Source organism: Rhizobium freirei PRF 81 (assembly GCF_000359745.1).
Lineage (GTDB): Bacteria > Pseudomonadota > Alphaproteobacteria > Rhizobiales > Rhizobiaceae > Rhizobium > Rhizobium freirei.
This window is the reverse complement of the sequence record NZ_AQHN01000088.1, coordinates 140736-161156: the sequence shown is the minus strand read 5'-3', so window position 1 is coordinate 161156 and position 20421 is coordinate 140736. Positions and strand designations below refer to the sequence as shown.

At 60.2% G+C, this 20421-nt stretch carries 17 protein-coding genes; 8 read left to right on the top strand and 9 right to left on the bottom strand.

Translation table 11 applies throughout. The annotated features are described in order from the left end of the window. Positions 1 to 172: 172 nt before the first annotated feature. The 4 genes from RHSP_RS27730 to RHSP_RS27715 are packed head-to-tail and all read left to right on the top strand — an operon-like array spanning position 173 to position 5313. The gene (locus RHSP_RS27730; RefSeq protein WP_004126650.1) at positions 173 to 1300 is read left to right on the top strand and encodes an HlyD family secretion protein; all 1128 of its coding nucleotides are present in this window, start codon (positions 173 to 175) and stop codon (positions 1298 to 1300) included. After that, complete coding sequence (locus RHSP_RS27725) at positions 1297 to 3069, top strand: ATP-binding cassette domain-containing protein (protein ID WP_004126648.1); 1773 nt, start codon at positions 1297 to 1299, stop codon at positions 3067 to 3069. The genes RHSP_RS27730 and RHSP_RS27725 overlap by 4 nt, the downstream gene beginning before the upstream one ends. After that, positions 3066 to 4196, top strand: a complete 1131-nt coding sequence (locus RHSP_RS27720; RefSeq protein WP_004126646.1) for an ABC transporter permease — start codon at positions 3066 to 3068, stop codon at positions 4194 to 4196. Before RHSP_RS27725 ends, RHSP_RS27720 begins: the two co-directional genes overlap by 4 nt. A 4-nt stretch (positions 4197 to 4200) precedes the next feature. Then, entirely contained in the window at positions 4201 to 5313 is a 1113-nt protein-coding gene (locus RHSP_RS27715) for an ABC transporter permease (protein ID WP_004126644.1), read from the top strand. Between the two features lie 65 nt (positions 5314 to 5378). On the opposite strand, the gene RHSP_RS27710 is transcribed toward RHSP_RS27715, so the two are convergent. The 3 genes from RHSP_RS27710 to RHSP_RS27700 all read right to left on the bottom strand — a co-directional run bounded on the left by RHSP_RS27710 (position 5379) and on the right by RHSP_RS27700 (position 7046). Beyond that, entirely contained in the window at positions 5379 to 5921 is a 543-nt protein-coding gene (locus tag RHSP_RS27710; protein ID WP_004126641.1) for a TlpA family protein disulfide reductase, read from the bottom strand. Positions 5922 to 5982: 61 nt separating this feature from the next. Beyond that, a complete protein-coding gene (locus RHSP_RS27705) occupies positions 5983 to 6507 on the bottom strand; it encodes a DsrE family protein (protein ID WP_240535533.1) in 525 nt (174 codons plus the stop codon). A 113-nt stretch (positions 6508 to 6620) separates the two neighbouring features. After that, positions 6621 to 7046, bottom strand: coding sequence for a DoxX family protein (locus RHSP_RS27700; RefSeq protein WP_037154869.1), 426 nt, complete (start codon positions 7044 to 7046; stop codon positions 6621 to 6623). Positions 7047 to 7225: 179 nt separating this feature from the next. Between RHSP_RS27700 and RHSP_RS27695 the strand changes: the two genes are divergently transcribed. Continuing rightward, complete coding sequence (locus RHSP_RS27695; RefSeq protein WP_037154865.1) at positions 7226 to 7849, top strand: TetR/AcrR family transcriptional regulator; 624 nt, start codon at positions 7226 to 7228, stop codon at positions 7847 to 7849. Positions 7850 to 7953: 104 nt separating this feature from the next. On the opposite strand, the gene RHSP_RS27690 is transcribed toward RHSP_RS27695, so the two are convergent. The 5 genes from RHSP_RS27690 to RHSP_RS27670 form a co-directional block, all read right to left on the bottom strand. Next, positions 7954 to 9657, bottom strand: a complete 1704-nt coding sequence (locus RHSP_RS27690) for a phospholipase D-like domain-containing protein (protein ID WP_004126632.1) — start codon at positions 9655 to 9657, stop codon at positions 7954 to 7956. 278 nt (positions 9658 to 9935) lie between these two features. Further along, on the bottom strand, positions 9936 to 11660 hold the full coding sequence (locus RHSP_RS27685) for a dipeptide ABC transporter ATP-binding protein (RefSeq protein WP_004126629.1): 1725 nt from the start codon (positions 11658 to 11660) through the stop codon (positions 9936 to 9938). Continuing rightward, positions 11660 to 12559 (bottom strand): ABC transporter permease, encoded by a 900-nt coding sequence (locus RHSP_RS27680; RefSeq protein WP_004126626.1) that lies wholly within the window; start codon positions 12557 to 12559, stop codon positions 11660 to 11662. The genes RHSP_RS27685 and RHSP_RS27680 overlap by 1 nt, the downstream gene beginning before the upstream one ends. Beyond that, positions 12559 to 13524, bottom strand: coding sequence for an ABC transporter permease (locus RHSP_RS27675; protein WP_004126623.1), 966 nt, complete (start codon positions 13522 to 13524; stop codon positions 12559 to 12561). The genes RHSP_RS27680 and RHSP_RS27675 overlap by 1 nt, the downstream gene beginning before the upstream one ends. 130 nt (positions 13525 to 13654) lie before the next feature. Next, on the bottom strand, positions 13655 to 15226 hold the full coding sequence (locus RHSP_RS27670) for an ABC transporter substrate-binding protein (RefSeq protein ID WP_004126619.1): 1572 nt from the start codon (positions 15224 to 15226) through the stop codon (positions 13655 to 13657). 159 nt (positions 15227 to 15385) lie between these two features. On the opposite strand from RHSP_RS27670, the gene RHSP_RS27665 reads away from it, so the two are divergent. The 3 genes from RHSP_RS27665 to RHSP_RS27655 all read left to right on the top strand — a co-directional run bounded on the left by RHSP_RS27665 (position 15386) and on the right by RHSP_RS27655 (position 18857). After that, positions 15386 to 16753, top strand: a complete 1368-nt coding sequence (locus RHSP_RS27665) for an amidohydrolase family protein (protein ID WP_004126616.1) — start codon at positions 15386 to 15388, stop codon at positions 16751 to 16753. Between the two features lie 40 nt (positions 16754 to 16793). Beyond that, the gene (locus tag RHSP_RS27660) at positions 16794 to 17987 is read left to right on the top strand and encodes an amidohydrolase family protein (protein WP_004126613.1); all 1194 of its coding nucleotides are present in this window, start codon (positions 16794 to 16796) and stop codon (positions 17985 to 17987) included. Positions 17988 to 18140: 153 nt separating this feature from the next. Continuing rightward, positions 18141 to 18857, top strand: coding sequence for a GntR family transcriptional regulator (locus RHSP_RS27655; protein WP_004126610.1), 717 nt, complete (start codon positions 18141 to 18143; stop codon positions 18855 to 18857). A 121-nt stretch (positions 18858 to 18978) separates the two neighbouring features. On the opposite strand, the gene dinB is transcribed toward RHSP_RS27655, so the two are convergent. Continuing rightward, complete coding sequence (gene dinB, locus RHSP_RS27650; RefSeq protein WP_037154860.1) at positions 18979 to 20076, bottom strand: DNA polymerase IV; 1098 nt, start codon at positions 20074 to 20076, stop codon at positions 18979 to 18981. Positions 20077 to 20421: the final 345 nt, after the last annotated feature.

The window sequence follows — 20421 nt, the reverse complement described above, 5'->3', positions numbered from 1 at the left end:
GTCCCGGCGTTGATCTACGCCGCGCCGCTGAATGGCGCCGACAGAAGGCTGCTAAGGCTGTGAGACCTCGGCCAGAAATTGCACTGGCAAAGGCTTCTCCGTCGATGCGAGCGCGCGGCAAGCGTTGCTTCGATTTGACCAAGAGGGGTCTCAACCATCGGCCGAAAATTAAGTGTCAAAACTGGTTCCTCGTAAACAGGACTCGACATTAATCGTTTATGAATCTAAATTCAATTTAAATTTAGTTTTGCATCGAGCGCATGCCGCATTCCCCCGGAAGCTTGTCATGAAGAAAATCGTCATCACCATCCTGCTGATCGCGGCCATCGCCGCCACCGGCTGGTATTGGTGGAGCCATCGCAGTGCCGACAACTCCGATGAGCTGACGCTTTTCGGGAATGTGGACATTCGCCAGATCTCACTCGCTTTCGATAATAGCGGCAGGATCTCGGAGTTGCGGGCCGAGGAAGGCGACCACGTGGCAGCCGGACAGATCGTCGGCCGCCTTGATACCAGGACGTTGGAGTTGCAGGCCGAGCAGCAGGAGGCCAATGTCGAGGTCCAGCGGCAGGCCCTGCTCAAGCTGCGCAACGGCACCCGACCCGAGGAAATCGATCAGGCGAGGGCGCAGCTTGCGTCGGCGCAGGCGTCCTCCGTCCGGGCGGATCAGGATTTCGAACGCGCCAACCGGCTCTACGATGCTCGAGGTGGCGCGATCAGTGAGCAGAGCGTCGATCAGGCGAGGGCGGACGCACAGACGGCCAAAGCGAAGGTCGCAGAATTGCAGGCGGCGCTGAACCTGGCCCTGGCAGGCTCTCAAGTCGAGGACATCGCCGGCGCCGAAGCCCAGGTGAAGGCATCGGAAGCCAATCTCGCACTTTTGAAACACCAGATCGATCAAGGCCAGCTTCGCGCCCCCGTCGATGCTGTCGTGCGCTCTCGCCTGCACGAACCGGGCGATATGGTCACCTCTGCGTCGGCGGTGTTCTCGCTGGCGCTGACCGAGCCCAAATGGGTGCGTGTCTATGTGAGCGAAACGGACCTCGGAAAGATCAGACCGGGGATGGAAGCACAGGTTTCCACCGACAGTCATACGGATCACCCAGTCAGCGGCAAGGTCGGATATATTTCGTCGGTGGCGGAGTTCACGCCGAAATCGGTGCAGACAGCGGAGTTGCGCACCAATCTCGTCTATGAGGTTCGTATCATTGTTACCGACGCCGACAACGTTCTGCGTCTCGGCCAGCCGGCGACGGTGCGCATATCGACTGGGGCGACGCCCATCGAGGCAGCCCGATGAGCGATCAGAGCCTCACCGTCGCGATCGAGAACCTGCGCAAAACCTTCGAAGGTCCAGACGGCGGCGAGATTGCCGCTGTCGACGGGATTTCGCTATCGGTCCGAGCCGGCGAACTGACGGCGCTCGTCGGACCGGACGGCGCCGGCAAGACCACGCTCATGCGCATGATGGCCGGACTGCTGAAGCCTGATTCAGGCTCCTTGCATATGCTCGGCATTGATGTTGCCGCCGACCCTCAATCGGTTCAGGACCGCATCAGCTATATGCCGCAGCGCTTCGGGCTTTACGAGGATCTCAGCGTCCAGGAGAACCTGGATCTTTATGCCGACCTGCACGGCGTTCCGCAGGACGAACGGCGCGAGCGCTTCGCCCGCTTGCTGGAAATGACGGATATGGCCCGCTTTACAGACCGTCCGTCCGGCAAGCTCTCGGGAGGCATGAAGCAGAAGCTCGGGCTTGCCTGCACGCTAGTGCGCTCTCCCGACCTGCTGCTGCTCGACGAGCCGAGCGTCGGCGTCGATCCGCTATCGCGTCGCGACCTCTGGAAGATCGTGCAACAGCTCATAGATCAGGAACAGCTCAGCGTCATCGTCAGCACCGCCTATATGGACGAGGCAGAGCGCTGCGCGCAGGTCTTTGTGATGAACAAGGGAAAGCTGCTCGCGGATGGCGCTCCCGGCGAATTGAAGAAGCGGGCGGAAGATCTGACTTTCACCGCGACACCGCCCGAGGGCGTGCCGGCGCGCGAACTTCAGGCCCGGCTGATCGATGCGCCGGGTCTCATCATCGATGCCGTGCCGAAGGGCGGCGACGTGTGTTTCATCCGCCAGCCGGACTGTGATCAGGCACGCCTGGAGGAATTGCTCCATGACGCTCCGATGGAGCCTCGCGCGGAAGAGCTGGAAGATGCGTTCATGATGCTGCTGCGGGAAGAAGAAGGTCGAGCAGAAGCGGGAACGTTACCATCCGGGGGCCATAAGGCATCCCCTCACGATGTGCCGAAGAATGGCGGCGAGCCGGTGATTGTGGTGCGCGATCTCGTGCGCAAATTCGGTGATTTCACCGCGGTCGCCAGCACGTCCTTCGACGTTGCGAAGGGTGAGATTTTTGGGCTGCTCGGTCCCAATGGCGCGGGGAAGACGACAACCTTTCGCATGCTCTGCGGTTTGCTGCCGGCGACCAGCGGTCATCTTGAGGTCGCCGGCCTCAACCTGCGCAATGCGCGCGCCGCCGCACGCGGGCGCATCGGCTATGTCTCCCAGAAGTTCGCGCTCTACGGCAATCTGACCGTGCGCGAAAATCTGGAATTCTTCGGCGGCGCTTATGGTCTCAGCGGCAAAGCGTTGCGCAGCCGCGTTTCCGCATCGATCGAGCAGTTCGGCCTCGATCCCGGCGCGCAGAGCGGCATCCTGCCTGCCGGCTATAAGCAGCGCCTAGCCATGGCGACCGGACTTCTGCACGAGCCCGACATCCTCTTCCTGGACGAGCCCACCAGCGGCATCGATCCGCTCGCCCGTCGGGCTTTCTGGCGCACGATCACATCGCTTGCCAAAAGTGGCGTGACGATCATCATCACCACGCACTTCATGGAAGAAGCTGAATATTGCGACCGGATCGCCATTCAGGATGCCGGCGAGATGCTGGCGCTTGGCACGCCGCGCGAGGTGCGCGAACAGGCGGGCGATGCCGCCGCGGACATGAATAGCGCTTTCATCGCCATTGTCGAAGGGGGCCGTGCGGGCCGTGAGAAGAAGGGTAAGGCCGCATGAGCGAATCCGGCTTCATCAAACGTCTTGTCGCGCTGACACGCAAGGAAACCCGGCAGATGCTGCGCGATCGCAGCAATCTCATCGTCGGCTTGCTGCTGCCGGCGGTTTTGATCCTGCTGTTCGGATACGGGCTGTCTTTCGATGTGAAGGACGCGCGTGTGACGGTGGTGCTGGAGGACAGATCGCCGACAGCCCGCAATATTATTGCGGGCCTCCATGGCTCTCCCTATCTGGCTCCGAGCTGGGCCACCTCGATGGCCGAGGCCGAGCAGATGATACGCGCGGGCGAGACCGACGCCATCCTGCGCGTGCCGGTCGATTTCTCGCGCCGGCTGGCGACGGGCGATGCGCAGTTGCAGCTGCTGCTCAATGGTGTCGATTCCAATACAGCCTCGACAATGGAAGGTTACATCGGCGGTGCTCTTGCTCTCCCGAGCCAGCTGCAAACCGACCGGGCCGGTAACAAGCCTGCGCCAGCCGCCAGCGTCACGATCGTGCAGCGCATGTGGTTCAACGAAGCGGGTGAAAGTACCTGGTATCTCGTTCCCGGCCTGATCGTGCTGGTGATGACGCTGATCGGTGCCTTTCTCACCTCGTTGCTCGTCGCCCGCGAATGGGAGCGCGGCACATTGGAATCGCTCTTCGTCACGCCCGTCAGGCCGCTTGAGCTGGTTCTGGCCAAGCTCGCCCCCTACACCGTCATCGGCGCCATCGACCTGATCACGTGCCTGCTCGCGGCTAAATACCTGTTCCAGGTGCCGATGCGCGGCTCGCTGCTGGTCATCATCATCTCCTCCTTTCTCTACCTGATGGTCTCCCTCAGCCTCGGGCTGTTTATATCGGCGGCGACGCGCAACCAGTTCGCCGCAAGCCAGTTGGCACTTCTCACCAGCTTCATGCCGGCCATGATGCTGTCGGGCTTCGTCTTCGACCTGCGCAACGTGCCGGTGGTCATCCAGGTCATCAGCCAGCTCATGCCCGCGACGCACTTTATGGGTTTGATCAAGACGCTGTTCATGGCCGGCGACTATTGGCCCGATATCCTGCGCGATTGCGCCATTCTCGCGCTCTACGCCATTGTCCTGATCGTTCTGTCGCGGCGATCGCTCAAGAAGAAGCTGGACTGACGCCATGAACCCGGTGATCGTCTATCTCGTCAGAACATTCGCGTTGTTCCGCAAGGAGCTTTTGGCCCTTCTCAAGGACCCGTCGAGCCGCGCACTGCTCTTTGCGCCCGCCTTCTTGCAGGCCCTGCTCTTCGGTTACGGCGCGACCTACGATCTGACGCATGTTCCCTATGCGGTTCTTGATCAGAGCCGCGGGGCCGCCGCCACCGAACTGCTGGCGCGGCTTGATGGAACCGGAGTGTTCGAGCGGGTCGCGACCTTGAGCTCGTCCGATCAGATCGCCGGAATGATCGACAAGGGCAGGGCGCTGCTCGTCATCAGCATTCCCTCGGATTTTGAGGCGCGTCTTGCCGCCAACCAGCAGGCGCCGTTACAGGTCATTCTCGACGGGCGCAACTCCTCCACCGCGGGGGCCGCGACAGCTTATGTCTCCTCGATCGTCGCGTCCTACAACGAAACGCTCGGCAACACGTCTTCCATGACGATCGTTAGACGCTCCTGGTTCAATCCTAACCTCGAATCCCGCTGGAATATAATGCCGGCGCTGATCGCCTCGCTCAGCATGATGCAGACGCTCATGCTCGCGGCACTCTCGGTCGCGCGCGAGCGCGAGCAGGGTACGTTCGACCAATTGCTGGTCACGCCGCTCACCCCATTGCAGATACTGATCGGCAAGGCGCTTCCCTCGATCTTCGTCGGTCTCCTGCAATCGACGATCATCTTCCTGATTATCCTGTTCTGGTTCCAGATCCCGATGAATGGATCGGTTTGGCTGCTTTATCTCGGGCTCCTTTCCTTCACGGTGGCGTCCGTCGGCATCGGCCTGTCGATTTCGGCGGTCTCGCTCACCATGCAACAGGCGATGCTTTACACCTTCATGCTGGTGATGCCGCTGATGCTGCTGTCAGGGCTATTGACACCCGTGCGCAACATGCCGGCGATCCTTCAGGTCGTCACCTACGCCAATCCCTTGCGGTTCGGCATCGATCTCGTGCGCCGTGTTTATCTGGAAGGGGCGACATTGGGAGATGTCGCGTTCAACTTCATACCTCTACTGGCCGTGGCGGCAGTCACTCTGCCGCTGGCTGCATGGCTGTTTCGAAATCGCTTGTCGTAGCGCGCGTGTAGGATCGTCGCCCAGGCTTGTGCTTCGCCGCCCCCGCGTCGGCTCCTCTCCGGCAATCAAGCGTTCGCGTAATATCGAAGCAAGCTCCGGGCGTCCGCGGAGAGCCAATCGGCAACGCCCAGAATATATCCCGCGATACGGCCCGACGGCGTGACGAGGTAAGTTGCCGGCATTCCCCTCGACAATGGGAAGGGTGCTTTCGTCCCTGGCGTACTATTTCCAAGTTGCCCGGTGTCGTCGAGAAAAACCGGCAGCGATCGGATGGAGAGCCGGTCGAGATAGTCCCGAACTGCGTTTGCTTGCCCTGGCGCATCGGTCGAAACCGCAGCCACCTTGACTTCCTTTCCCATGACATCGTGGAAGCGTTCCAGCAAGGGCAGGTCCCATTGACATGCCTGACACCACGTTGCCCAGAAATTAATCAACGTTATCCTGCCCGGCGTCGCGCCAAGCCGAGCGGGCCGTCCCTTTAGGTTCGGCAGCGTGACCGCCGGCATCTGAACGCTCGGTTCGATCAAGGTAAACTGATGTCGCGCCGTCGCGAACACCGGCGGGTAATCGTGCACTTCGGCAAGCGCCGGCCTATCCATTGCGGCCATGAATGATAGCGCCGTCAAGGAGGAAAGAAGCTTGCGCCGACTCATTTCCGGAGATGAGCTTTCAGCCATGGATGTAGGTCCAGCCGCTTTCCTCAAGATCGACCACCCTGCCGATACCGAGGGGCACGAGCCTCGCGCCGTCGATCAGAACGATGGGATGACCTTCTTTCGCTTCGGCAATCTTCTTGGAGGACTCGCACATGCTGAAAACGATGTCGGGAATAGTCTGGCGCAGCATTGCAAGCGGCTGTCGCAATGGTGAGCGGTCGGCACGGAACACGGCAATGCCGGGACCGTTGGCCACGACCTCGATTTTGACGCTTTCGTTTTTCAGGGCGAAGGAGCGAGTGATGTTCAGTGAATAGCTGATCGCATGCCCCATGACTTTCTGGTCGTCCGAATCGATAAGGATGACCACATGGTGTTCTGGGAGCCGCGCTTGTGCACTCGCCGTGGTGACATTACCACCGGACACATAGACGATTGCCGCGGCGATTGTCGCGACCGTCGAGATCGCGACAACAGGCAAGCGTGCAACCCGCCTCATCGTCGCGTCGACGAAACGCGAAACATAATTGATATCCATCGAGGTTCGTTTCCGTTTCCTGACTGACCTGGCGGCACAGTCTGCGGGAGAAGCAAAGGAGCCTTGGCGAACGCCTGAGTTCTCAATTGTTCGCCTAAGCCCTGCGAAGACGTTCAGGCGCGCGGGAAGATCGGCGCCTTCTTTCCTCTGCCCCAAAGGATGAATGCCGATAGCGCCAGGAGCACAAAATTGAGAGGCGTCACCATGGCTTCCCCTCGCGATATGTGGAAGACGATCGCCGAAATCTGAAGCACGACGCATCCGAGAGCCGCGAGAACGGTAAGGCCTGGTTTGATCCGGGTGACGGCCGGCAGAAAGACGCCGGCGCCGCCTGCCGCATCGACCAATCCCATTAGGCGCAGGAACCAGGTCGGAAGCTGGCCGGGCCAGACCCACATGGCGGCTAGTGTGTCCACGGGCATGAACATCTTCATGAAGCCGAAGACCGCGAACGAGACGAAGATCAGGGTCTGCGCCGCCCACAGACCGATATTGAGGCCGCGGGAGGGGGGCGAGGGGGAAATCTGGTGTATGCTCATGTCGACGTCTCCTGTGTTTTCAACGGATGTTTCCATGGCCTGCCTTCGTGCCCGGCGACGCCCGCCAGGCAGGGGATAATCCAAGAGAGACAGACGGGTACGTATCATGATAATGGTGGCTCCATTATCGTTTGTGATACGATAGGCTCTATTATCATATGGTGGGGAAGTCAATAGCGATGAAGACATGGGCGGAAAACCATCCCAAGGCCAGATTGATGGCGCAAAAGCGCGCTTCGATCCTGAGAGCCGCGAAGGAATGTTTCCTGAATGTCGGCTATGAGGGTGCATCGATGGAATCGATCGCCGCAGGCGCGAACGTCTCCATCATGACGCTTTATCGCCATGCCGACAGCAAGGACGATTTGTTTGAAGCCGTGATATCGGCTGCCTGCGAGCATAAGGTCGACGTTGGTCCCGAGTCCGCCTTGATAAAAAGGCCGCTCCGGGAACTGTTGCTGCAAGTCGCAGACCTGTTCCAGGAAAGATTGTCCAATGCGGAAACGCTTGCACTGCTGCGAGCCGTAATGATCGAGAACCAACGTTTCCCAAAACTTGCCGAAGCGGCTTATGAGGGGTTCATCGAAGCTTGGAAAAACAATCTTGAGGCGCTTTTTTCGCATCGAGTTGAATTTGCCGACATCTCGGTGAACGACAGAAAGAAGATGCTATCGGAGTTCATCGACGGGCTCATTGGCGCAGACATCCTGCGACTTCTACTTGGGGGGAAGGGACTGTCGGGGGCAGAAAAAGGCCGACGCGCTGAAGCGGCTACCGACACGTTGGTCGCTAAAATTAGCTGAGCACTATGCTGCGTTAAACGCCATGCGAATCCTGTTTGTCGGATGGCCTCGATGGCGTTGATGCCCCTTCGGGTGCGGCCAAGCATGCTGCCGAGCTTCACCATTCATAGTCCGCGCGTGCGCGCCAAAAACTGCTTTGTACCAGCCGTGTAGGCTTCTTTTGCCCAGTCATCTCGCTTTGTTTTGAGGACGAGCGGATCGGCTTCTGCAGGTGGTGCCTTGCCTGGGGTCTCGTGGTTCCTCTTCCAGATCGCGCGCGCCCGGTAGTGATTGTAGAGCCGAATGAACTCCGCGACATAGATCCGAGCAAGAGGGACGTTGTCTCGCAGCTCCAGAACATTCTCGTCGTTGGAACTCTCCGAGGCCGCGCTGAAGTTTGGAGAGCCGGTGTAAATGATCGGGCTATCTGTATCCCCGTCGATGACAATGAATTTATGATGGATGTGGATCGGCGGGATCGACGTTCTCCTCTCTCCGGGCGTCTTCGACGCGTCGAACTCGTCGCAGTTGATCGTTCGCAGTTCGGGGAGAAAGCCTCGCGGGGCGTTTTGACCGAACGCGGAGTAGGGAAGAGTGTCCGGTTTTTCGGAAGATCGATGGAAGATGGTTGCTGCGATCTTCGGGAGCCGGCGCGGCTTACCGGATTTCGTCGGCTTCTCCGGATCGTCGATCGAGTTCAACACGCCATAGGCAATATGATCGGCAGAATCCGCCTTCTCAAAAATGGCGTTCATGAGCGCTTCGTCCGAGGCCGTGAACATGCAGAACAGGACTGATGATGTCGCGGCCTTGACGGATTCGGTTACCGTATCCAGAAAAACGCGGCTGGAACCCGCCTCCGGCAGGAAGAAAACCCGAACTTTCGTATCGCCGACATCGTCGACCGATTTCCATCCGGCACCGGCGGCGATTTCCCTTTTACCCTTGTTTGCGGCGAGAAGTGCTGCGCGCTCCAAATAGAGCTTTGCCAGGTCGTTCGAATGGAAAACATGCAGCAGGTTGGCCTGCACCGTCTGGGCTTCCGGTGTGAAGTTGGTCGAACCCATCAGAACGGCGTCGGTTTCGCCTTCCTTGCGCGCGACGATGAACTTGTCATGCATCAGCTTCGGGATCGCGTCGCGCTTATACGGCGTTATCGACTGGTTCTCTGCGAGTAGTTCTATCGCGGCATCGGATTTTGTATCGTCGCCCTTGGAGAAATAAATCAGCGAACCCTTGCCGTTGAATTTTTCGAATGCGGGAAGGATCCATCGCTTATCCGACAGGTGATAGATGGCGCAGTCAAATTCGCTGCAGGCGCCCAGGACCTGCGGAATCGCTTCCTCCAAGCCATTGGCCAGCCAGTCCATCTGGGCACCTAACCCGCCTTTGATCGTCAGGAAGCTTTGGGCGCTGACCACGGCGCGATTGAAGTAGGTTTCGATATCGGCCTGCCGCGGTTTCGGGACCGTGACCTTGAGGGCGGCTGCTGCCGCCGTCTGAAGCTCGAGGTCGTCCGGACCTGTGCCGAGGACGGGCGTGATGGTGTACTCGAAGGTTTTCCCTTGGTCCTCGCTTTTGAGACCGCCGTCCCACCAGTTGAATTTCTGGATTGGAGCGGCATCGCTGCCCTTTGGTTTGGCGCCGGGCTCGATGGGCGAGAAGTCCAGCTTGTTGAAGAGATATTGAGGTTCGCCAGTCTTTGCGTATCCCGGCGCCCTTTGGATCGCAAAGCCGAGAAAATCCGGATGGGTGGTGCCATCGGGCCAATCAAAGGCCAAGAGAATGCAGCTCGGACTTTCGTATGCCTTGGCCGTTACGCTTCCCATTTTCTCCCCTCCGAGATAGCTGATGCATGAGTCTCCTCTGATATACAGCCATCAAATGACGCATCCATGAAGGGCATATTTATCTTGGCCGCAACCTTTTGATCCGTGGTCGGCTCTTGGTGCGGTTGTTCCGGCTTTCCCGCGATCGATATCCGAAAGCTCACTCACTGCCGCCTGGCGGCAGTGAGTGAGTTCGCCGCTGGCACCTTTGGGGCATGTCGGTGACTTTGGCGACTACATGAAAGGGGCTGAGACGAGGAGGTATCTACCTCCTCGTCTCAGCCGCTCGCTGCGGCTTGTTCCTTGGAGAAGATGCGATCGAGCGAAGGCGCAAGGCGCAGAAGCTCGCGCGTGTAGGCATGCTGTGGTGCCGAAAACAGGGTCTCCGTGGCGGCAAGCTCGACGATTTCGCCTGCCTTCATCACCGCAACGCGGTCGCACATCTGGCGAATGACCGCGAGATCATGGCTGATGAAGAGGATCGACAGCCCGGCAAGGTCGCGCAGATCCTTCAGGAGATTGAGGATCTGGGCCTGCACGGAGACGTCGAGAGCCGAGGTCGGTTCGTCGCATATCAGCATGGTCGGTCGTGGCCCAAGCGCTCTCGCGATCGCGATACGCTGGCGCTGGCCACCGGAGAAGGCGTGCGAGAAACGTGTGCCGGCATCGCCTGGCAGACCGACGGCCTCAAGCAGTGTCCTGGCATCAAGTTGGGCCTGCTCCGCATTTGCTGCGAGTTTGTAGAAGAGAATCGGTTCGGCGATGGCCGAGTTGATCCGCAAACGCGGGTTGAGCGCGGAATAGGGATCCTGAAATACCATCTGCATCGATCGGCGAACGGATTGTTCGCGGTTGCGCGCGAGCGGCGTTCCCTGGAAATCGATGCTGCCCGACGTCTGTGTCACTAGGCCGGCGATGGTATTCGCAACGGTCGTCTTGCCGCAGCCGGATTCGCCGACAAGGCCGAAGATCTCGCCGCGGCGCACATCGAAGGACACCTCCTTCACCGCCTTGAAGACCGAGGCTTTTCGGCCTGCCAGGAGCGAGCGTTTGCCGTACTCGACGCAGAGATCGCGGACATTCAGCACGACGTCCTCGGTTGCTGCGTCGCCGATCTCGACGCTCTTTCGACGCACGCTCTCGCGGGCATCGAGCGTGACCTTGGTTTCCTCGCTTGGAACCGGCAGGCGATTAAGCCTGACGTCGATCGGAGGAACGGCAGCGATCAGCGTGCGGGCGTAGGGTGCCTTCGGTGCGGTCAGCACCTCGCGCGTCGGCCCGCTCTCGACCACACAGCCGTTCTGCATGATCGTCACGCGGTCGGCGATTTCGGCGACGACGCCCATATTGTGCGTCACGAGCAAAACGCCGACCCGGCGCTCATTGGCTAGATCGCGGATGAGCTTGAGGATCTGCGCCTGCACCGACACGTCGAGCGCCGTCGTCGGTTCGTCGGCGACGATCAGTCTGGGGTCGCAGGCAAGCGCCGTCGCGATGACGACACGCTGACGCTGGCCGCCCGACAGCTGATGCGGATAGCTGCCGAGCCGGCGTTCCGGTTCCGGAATGCCGACGGCTTTCATCAGTTCTAGCGCGCGGGCACGGGCCTGACGCCGATTGATCTTCAGATGCGTTAGCATGCCCTCGCACAACTGGCTTTCCACCGTGAACAGCGGATTGAGGCTGGTCATGGGGTCCTGAAAGATCGCGCCGACATCGCGGCCGGGGATGATGCCCTCCGTGCGGCCAGTGCGCACGTCGATGGATTTGCCGTCGATCACGATCGATCCCGCAGCGATCCTGCCGGGCGCCTGCAACAGGCCCATGAGCGCGTTGCCGACCGTGGTCTTGCCCGCGCCGGATTCGCCCACCAGCGCGTGGATCTCGCCCGGAGCAATGGTCAGGTTGATGTCGTTGACGGCGACCAGCGTTTCGCCGCTGGCGAGCGGGTACTCGACCCGCAAATTCCTGATGTCGAGGACAGGTGTCTGTACGTTTATCATCAGCGTGCCATCAGTTTGGGGTTGAAGCGATCGCGGAGATAGTCGCCGATCACATTGACGGCGAGAACGAGGATCACCAGAACAGTGGCCGGCATAACAGCGATCCACCAGAGGCCGGAAAACAGGAACTCATTGCCGATCCGGATCAGCGTGCCGAGCGAGGGATAGGTCGGCGGCATGCCGGCGCCGAGGAACGACAGCGTCGCTTCGGTGAGGATGGCGCCGGCCAGGTTAATGGTGGCGATGACCATGACAGCGCTGATCACGTTCGGCAGAATGTGCCGGATCATGATGCGGCGCGCCGGCAGTCCGATCACCTTTGCAGCGCGGACATAGTCCCGCGACACCTCGACCATGGAGGAGGCCCGGACGGTACGTGCATATTGCACCCACTCGTTGATGGCGATCGCAAAGACCAATATGGCCGGCGCCCAGGCGAGAACCGTGTCGGCGTCCAGCTGCGCCTTGGCGATGCCGCTGATAAGAAGCGCCACGAGGATCGTTGGGAAACTGACCAGCACATCGGCGATGCGCATCACGACGCTATCGACCCGTCCGCCGAAAAAACCTGCGACCAGACCGAGAAGAACGCCCATCATGGCGGCAAACAACACGGCTCCGATGCCGATCAGCACGGATATGCGCAGGCCGAAGAGGATGACCGAGACGAGGTCGCGGCCCTGATTGTCGGTTCCGAGCAGGAAGCGCGGATCGCCGCCGTCCATAAAGGCGGGCGGGATTTCCGCATCCATGAGCGAATAGGACGAGACATCACGCGGATCCATGGGCGCGATCATCGGCGCGAAGATCACCAGCACGAGCATCGTCGCGAGAACCAGGGTGGCAACGATGACAGAAACCGGGGGGAGTCGTTGTATGAGTTGAGCTTGCCTGGCCATTATCTTGTCCTCAGTCGCGGATCGATGAAGATGTAGAGAATGTCGACGACTGTGTTGATGAGAACGAACAGGAAGCCGACGAAGAGGAGATAGGCGGACAGAACCGGAATATCCGGGAAGCCGACCGCATTGGTGAAGAGCAGGCCCATGCCCGGCCACTGAAAGACCGTTTCAGTGACGATGGCGAAGGCGATGAGCTGGCCGATCTGCAAACCCGTCACGGTGACGACGGGCATCAGCGCGTTGCGGAGCGCCAGGCGTCCGTAGATATAGGAGCGCGGCAGGCCGCGCGCGAAGGCAAAGCGGATGTAGTCCGACGAGAGCACATCGATCATTTCCGAGCGCACCAGCCGCATGATCAGCGTCAATTGGAAGAGGGCTAGCGTGATCGACGGCAGGATGAGCGATTTCAATCCGGAGGCCGTGAGAAAGCCGGTCTGCCAGAAGCCGAGATCGACGACCTCGCCGCGACCGGAAGAGGGCAGCCAACGCAGATTGACGGCGAAGACCAGGATCAACAGCAGCCCGGTGACGAAGGTGGGCATCGAGATACCGACGAGCGTCAGCGACTGGGTCAGTCGCGAAAGCGCGCCATTGGGTTTCAGCGCGCAGACGACGCCGAGCGGAATGCCGATCGCCAGCGACATGATCGTGGCGACGATCACCAATTCCAGCGTTGCCGGGAGCCGGCCGAGCAGCAAATTGGCGACGGGTTGCTGGTAGCGGAAACTGGTGCCGAGATTGCCGTGCAGCACGCGGCCGACAAAATCGAGAAACTGAATGACGAGCGGTTTGTCGAGACCGAGCGTGGCGCGAAGCGCGTCCTTCTCGGCCTGGCTTGCGCCTTCCCGCACCATTGCGGCAACCGGATCGCCGACAAATCGAAACATGATGAAGGCGATGGCCGTCACGGCAACCATCACGAGGATGGCCTGCAGCAGCCTTGTCGATAGAATCCTGATCATCGGAATACACCTTGCAGCTGCGCGACGAGGCTCTGAGGCCCAAAAAACGCGCGGCTTTGCTGCGCCTTGTCTTTAGGGCGACCCCGAACCTTTGTCCGGGGTCGCATAGCAAGACGAGGCTAAAACGGGTTCACTTCATCTGGGCGAACCAGGGGCGTACATACTCGTCAGCGAACTGAGGAATATCGACCTTGTCGCTCATCGCCCAGGCAACCGGCTGCTGGTGCAGCGGCAGGTAGAACGCCTGATCGTGGGCGATCTTGAACGCATCCTTCAGCATTTCGATGCGCTTGCCTTCATTGAGCTCGGTCGAAGCCGAACGGGCTAGTGCATCGATCTTCGGATCCGAGAGACCGTTCGGATTGCTGCCGCCATAGGTGCCGTCGTTGGTGGCGAGGAGGGATTGCAGGACGCTATAGCCATCCATCGGCGGCAACGACGCCCAGCCGAGCATGTAGATGTCCAAATCGCCCTTATCCATCCGCGGGAAATAGGTGGTCTTGCTTTCGACGCCGACTTCGGCCTTGACGCCGATCTTGGCCCACATGGAGGCGACGGCCAGGCAGATCTGCTCATCGGCGATGTAGCGATCGTTCGAGCAATTCAGGCTGACCTTGAAGCCATCCGGGTATCCGGCTTCCGTCAGCAGCGACTTTGCCTGTGCCACGTCGAAGGAAAGCGGGACGTCGATGGACTTGTCGTAACCGGTGACCTCGGGCGCGACCAGCATGCCGGAGATGCGGGACTTGCCGCGCATCAGCCGCTTCTGGATCGTGCTCAGATCGACGGCATGCCACAGAGCCTGGCGCACCTTTACGTTCAGAAGCGGGTTGGGCTTGCCCGGCATGGCATGGAGTTCCGGCCGGAAGTTGAGGCCGAGGAAGATTTCGCGCAGCGACGGATTCTCGACCACCTTCAGCCCCTGCGTGCTGCTGACACGGTCGATGTCCTGCAGCGGGATGGGGGCGATCATATCCAGCTCGCCGGAGAGAAGGGCTGCGACGCGCGTGGCATTCGAAGCGATCGGCCGATATTCCACGCCCGTCAGATTATGCTGGGGCTTGTCCCACCAGTTTTCATTAGCAGCGAAAACCGATTTCGTGTCCGGTTCATAGCTGACGAGCTTGAACGGACCGGTGCCGTTGGCATGATTACTGGCATAGGTGGTGACGCCGGTTGATGCATTGCCCGGCTTCAAGGCGTCATGCGCCTGCATCCACGGCTTGCTCATCATGTAGACAGCGGCGAGGTCATTGAGAAGCAGCGGATAGGGGCCGCGCAGAATGATGTCGACGGTATGGTCGTCGACCTTTTCGGCGCCGATGACCGCGGGCAGATTTTCGCGGTTGCGCGAGCCCGGATCGATCTCTCGCAGAATGGTGGCGACCACGTCGTCGGCGTTGAAGGGCTGGCCTTCATGAAACTTGACGCCCTGCCGCAGCTTGAAGCGCCAGCGGGTCGGTTCGACTATTTCCCAGGACGTGGCAAGCGCGGGCTCGAGCTGCAGGTTCTTGTTACGGCGTACCAGCGGATCGAACACCATGTGGTGAACGCTCTGGGTAAAACTGTCGACCTGAGCGTTCGGGTCGTACGAGATGACATCCCCGGCCGACGACCAGCGCAGCGTCTTTGCGAACGACGGCGTCGTCAGCGGTATGATAATGGCAAGCCCTGCCAAAAGGGTCTTCACATAGTTGTTCACATGAACCTCCCGTTTCACGTATACATCGCAACGAATTTAGCGTATACGATTTTCCTCCATATTTAGTATACATATGATGTGCACAGTTTCAAGATGCGAGGGTTCGATTTCACAGTTCGCTGTGGAAGGCCCGCAATTCCGTCGAGGGAGGAAGACCGGATGACGAAATCGCTTTTGATCACGAACGGCGTGGTCGTGACCATGGATGCGGATCGCCGTATTCTTGAAAGAGGGCATGTCCTGATCGAGAACGGACGCATTATTTCCGTCGGCGACCGACACCCGGAAACTGTCGAAGCGGCGGAGCGCGTCGATGCCGCGGGCATGGTGGTGATGCCTGGTCTTGTCGACACACACGCACATGCCGGACATATGCTAACCAAAGGGTTAGGCGATGATTCAGACCGCTGGATGGATATCACCGGCCAGATTTATGCCCGGGCGACGGATGTCGAATTCTGGGCGGCGGAGGCCGCACTGTCGGCATTCGAGCGCATCAGATGCGGCACCACCACCGCAGCCCTGTTGTTTGGCGGCGGCCCCGACATCATGCGGACCGAAACCCCGGAAGCCGCACAGGCGCATCTTGCCGCGCTTGCCGACATGGGGTTACGTGAAGTCCTCGCCGTCGGGCCGAACCGGCCGACCCTCACGCATGTGTATCGGAGCCACACCAAAGGATCGTATACAGATTCTGTCATTGATCCCGTACATCAATTGTCCGTATGCGCCGAACTTATCGATGCATGGGCAGGCCGCAACGATCGTTTGCGAGTTGCACTTTCGCTTCCTGTATTCAACAGGCGAGAGCTGGAAGACGGCGCTGTATACGACCTGTCGCGTCAGGCCCTGGAGCTTGCGCGCGAGAAGGATGTGCCGATTATCCAGGACGGTCACCGGGAAGGCTCGATTGCTGCGAATGCCGCACGGCTTGACCTGTTCGACCATCGCTCGCTGCTGGCGCATTGCATCGAGCTGACAGACGAGGACATTGCTGTCTTGAAACGCACCGGCGCCAAGGTGGCGCACAATCCAAGCGCCCTGATGTCGGTGTTCGGCCGCTGCCCGGCGCCCGAGTTGATGGCCGCCGGCGTGACCGTATCGCTCGGCACGGATGCCGCCGCGCCGGACCGGCCCTTCGATATGTTCCGCAATATGTTCCAGGCACATCGCTATCACGCGCGGCATTTCCAGGATGACAGCGTTCTGCCGCCGATGCAGCTTCTGGAAATGGCGACGATCGAAGGAGCGCGTGCTCTCTCGATGGACCAGGAAATCGGGTCGCTCGAGGTCGGCAAGCGCGCCGACATCATCCTCGTCAACATGCGTCAGCCGCATCTCTGGCCGCCGGCCAATCCGATCCAGCGGCTCGCCCGCTTCGCCAACGGCGCGGATGTCGACACGACGATCGTCGGCGGCCAGATCCTCATGCGCTCCCGACGGCTCGTGCATCACGATGAAGACGCGATCCTCGGCCGCGCCGAGCGCGCCTTCCGTCAGATGATGGAACGGATAAATATCGCATAAATGCGTATTTCAATCGCTACAATTGATGGGAGCAGCGGTCATGGACGATATTCTCATTCGCAATGTCAGGCCGTTCGGCGGCGAGACGAGGGACCTTTACATTCTGGACGGCCGCTTTGCCGACAGCCGGGCCGGAAAGCCTGCAGTCGAGATCGATGGCAGTGGTTATGTCGCGCTGCCCGGATTGGTCGAGGCGCACACGCATCTCGATAAGACTCTGGTCGGCATGGACTGGTTCGAGAACCGCGTCGGCCCGACACGCAACGAGCGGATTATCGCCGACCGGCAGGCGAAACGAGAGCTGGGCATCGACGCGCGCCGGCAGTCGGCGCGACAGATTCTGCAAACGCTAGCCTTCGGCGTGCTGCACATTCGCAGCCATGTCGATGTCGATACCGAAATCGGCCTCGCCAATGTGGAGGGCGTCATCGAGACGCGCAACGCATTCAGGGACTTGGTGGACGTCCAGGTCGTGGCCTTCCCGCAGAGCGGCATGCTGGTGCGCGAGGGGACGCTTGACCTGATGGAGGCGGCGTTGAAGGCCGGCGCCGACATTGTTGGCGGCATCGATCCGGCAAGCATCGACCGCAACCCGGTGCGCCATCTGGATGCGATCTTCGCTCTCGCCGACCGTTACGGAAAACCGATCGATATCCATCTGCACGAGCCCGGGGAGCTCGGTGCTTTCTGTCTCGAGCTCATCGCCGAGCGAACCCGTGCCCTTTCCATGCAGGGCAAAGTCATGGTGAGTCATGCCTATTGCCTCGGCATGCTGGATGCACCGAGACAACGGATGCTCATTGACATGCTCGCCGCCGAAGAGATTGCCGTCATGACGGTCGGCAGCCCCTCCGCACCGGCTCTGCCGCTGCGGGCAATGCGCGAGGCCGGCATCGTGATGGCCTCCGGCTCCGACGGCATCCAGGGCACATGGGAGCCATGGGGCAACGGCGACATGCTGGAAAGAGCAAAATATCTCGCGCAGCGCAACGGCATGACCAACGATGTCGATCTGGCGGAGGCGGCACGCATCTGTACTTTCGGCGGCGCCGAGTGCATGGCTCTTGAGGACTACGGTCTGTCAAGCGGTTGCCACGGCGACGTGGTGCTCGTGCCGGCAAGAACCCTTGCCGAGGCCGTCGCGTTGACGCCGCAGCGGCGAACCGTCATTCGCCGTGGTCGCATTATGGTGCGCGATGGCGTTCCAAGCGGCAAGCTTCCAAATGTCGGCTAGCGACACTCATCACGGGCGCGCGCCTCTGCGGGGCGAATGTTTCTGGTGAGCCAGGACTTTGTGTGATCGTTGAGATGATAGAAGTTCTTGCCTCCTGCGATGCGTGAAATTCTTGCTTTGCCGCATCCTCGGATATCATAGTTGAGGACGATTATGGCTTTCAATTCCAGTGATAAGAAACCGAAAACCGCGGTCTCCAAATCTGATGCGGTCTATCGCACCTTGAAGCGGGCGATCCTCGACCAGACGCTGGCGGCGGGGACGAAGCTTCCCGAGGATTCGATCGGCGACCGGCTTGGCGTCAGCCGCACGATCGTCCGTCAGGCACTCGCCCGGCTTAACGGTGAGGGCCTGATCGAGCAGCGCCCGCACAAGGGCGCCTGCGTCGCGCAGCCGAGTCTCGAAGACGGTCGCAACATCCTGGCCGTGCGCAGCGTCTTGGAGGCGATGGTGGTGGAGACGCTGATCGGCAGACTGACGCCGCAGCAGATCCGGCGGCTCGAAGCCCATGTCGATGCCGAAGACAATGCAAGGGTCAACAACGCCTCCACTTCGATCCAGCTCTCCGGCGAATTTCACGTTCTGCTCGCCACGCTGACCGAGAATGACGTGCTCCTGCGCTATGTCACCGAGCTCGTTTCGCGCTCGTCGCTCATTCTCTCGCTCTACGGTCGCCCGCATTCCCCGGATTGCGCCGTCTCCGAGCACCGGGAGCTCATCGCCGCTCTCGCGCGGGCCGACCGCGACAAGGCGCGCAGCCTGATGACCGATCATATCGAAGCCATCACCACGCGCGCCTTGTTGAAGGCTACGCCGGAGAAGGATTTTCCCGACTTGTTGACAGCCTATGCCAGGGAAGAGGGCCTGTAGAAGCGGGGCGCCCCGCACGCGTCAAAACACGCCGCTGTCGGCCGGAAATTTCGCCCCCGGCAATGCGGCTGCTTGCATCGAAGCGCTGCATCTCGTTCCGCGGCAGACCCATGACCGCTCCTCAGATACCGAGATCGAGCTGGGGCTGTGATTGATCATCGTCGGCTTCTTCGTTCGTCAGGGAAGAGAGCGTGACGCCGAGCAGGCGCACGGGGCGCTTGAACGGGTAGACGGTTGCTAGAAGCGCTGATGCCGTCTCGAAAACTTCGCCGACATCGGCGGCCGGAAAGGGGCCTGTCCGGCTGCGCGTCGCTTGGGTGAAGTCCGAATATTTGATCTTCACGGTCACTGTCTTGGCACCGATGCCGCCGGTCTCGCAGTAGCGCCAGACCTTCTCTGATAGCGGTCGCAGCTCCGCCGTCGCCAGTGCGAGATCGTCGATATCCTCGACAAATGTATCCTCCGCGCCCACGGATTTCCGGACCCGATCGGCTTTCACCTGACGCTCGTCGATGCCGCGCGCGATGCCGTAGAAATATGCTCCCGCCTTTCCGAAATGCTCCTGCAGGAAGGCGAGGGACTTCGACTTCAGATCGAGCCCGGTTTCGATGCCGTATTTGCGCATGCGCTCGGCCGTTGCCGGGCCGACACCATGGAATTTCTTGACGGGAAGCGTTTCGACGAAGGCCGGTCCGTTCTTTGGCGTGATCACCGCCTGGCCGTTGGGCTTGTTCAGGTCGCTTGCCATCTTGGCGAGGAATTTGTTGTAGGAGATGCCGGCCGAGGCATTGAGCCCGGTGGTTTGCTTGATCCTGGCCCGGATCTCCAGTGCAATTTCGGTGGCGATCTCCATGCCCTTGAGATTCTGCGTGACATCGAGATAGGCTTCGTCGAGCGATAACGGCTCGATCAGCGGCGTATATTCTGCAAAGATTTCGCGGATCTGCTGCGACACCGCCCTGTAGACATCGAAGCGAGGCGGCACGAAGATCAGGTCCGGGCATTTCCGTTTCGCCGTGACAGACGGCATGGCCGAATGAACGCCGAAAGCGCGGGCCTCGTAGCTTGCCGCTGCCACTACGCCACGCGCCGCGGAGCCGCCGACCGCAAGCGGCTTGCCGCGCAGTTCGGGGTTGTCTCGCTGTTCGACCGATGCATAGAAGGCATCCATATCCACATGGATGATCTTCCGGACGGGGCTCGAGCTCATATCGTTCATGGCGATCTCAGTCATCAAACTGCATGTTCAACAGGGCCTTCAATCGCCGACAACGAAACAAATGCAGAACATACCACCATTGACGGCGATATCAAACCGGCTCTGCGTCTCGCTGGTGGAGACTTGGACAAATCGCCTCATGCAACGCATGCGGCCAATGTATGCCGCAAGCGCCACCTTGCTATGCGTCCGAAGCTCACTATCTCTTATCAGTCCCCGCCATGGAGCCTTGATATGGGCCATTTCGCTTCCGACCCGCTTCCCGACCTGCATATGGAGATCCTTCCGCCCGAGCGTGTCGAGGAGACCTGCGCAGACACCAAAACATGTCTTTGCTGTCGAAGG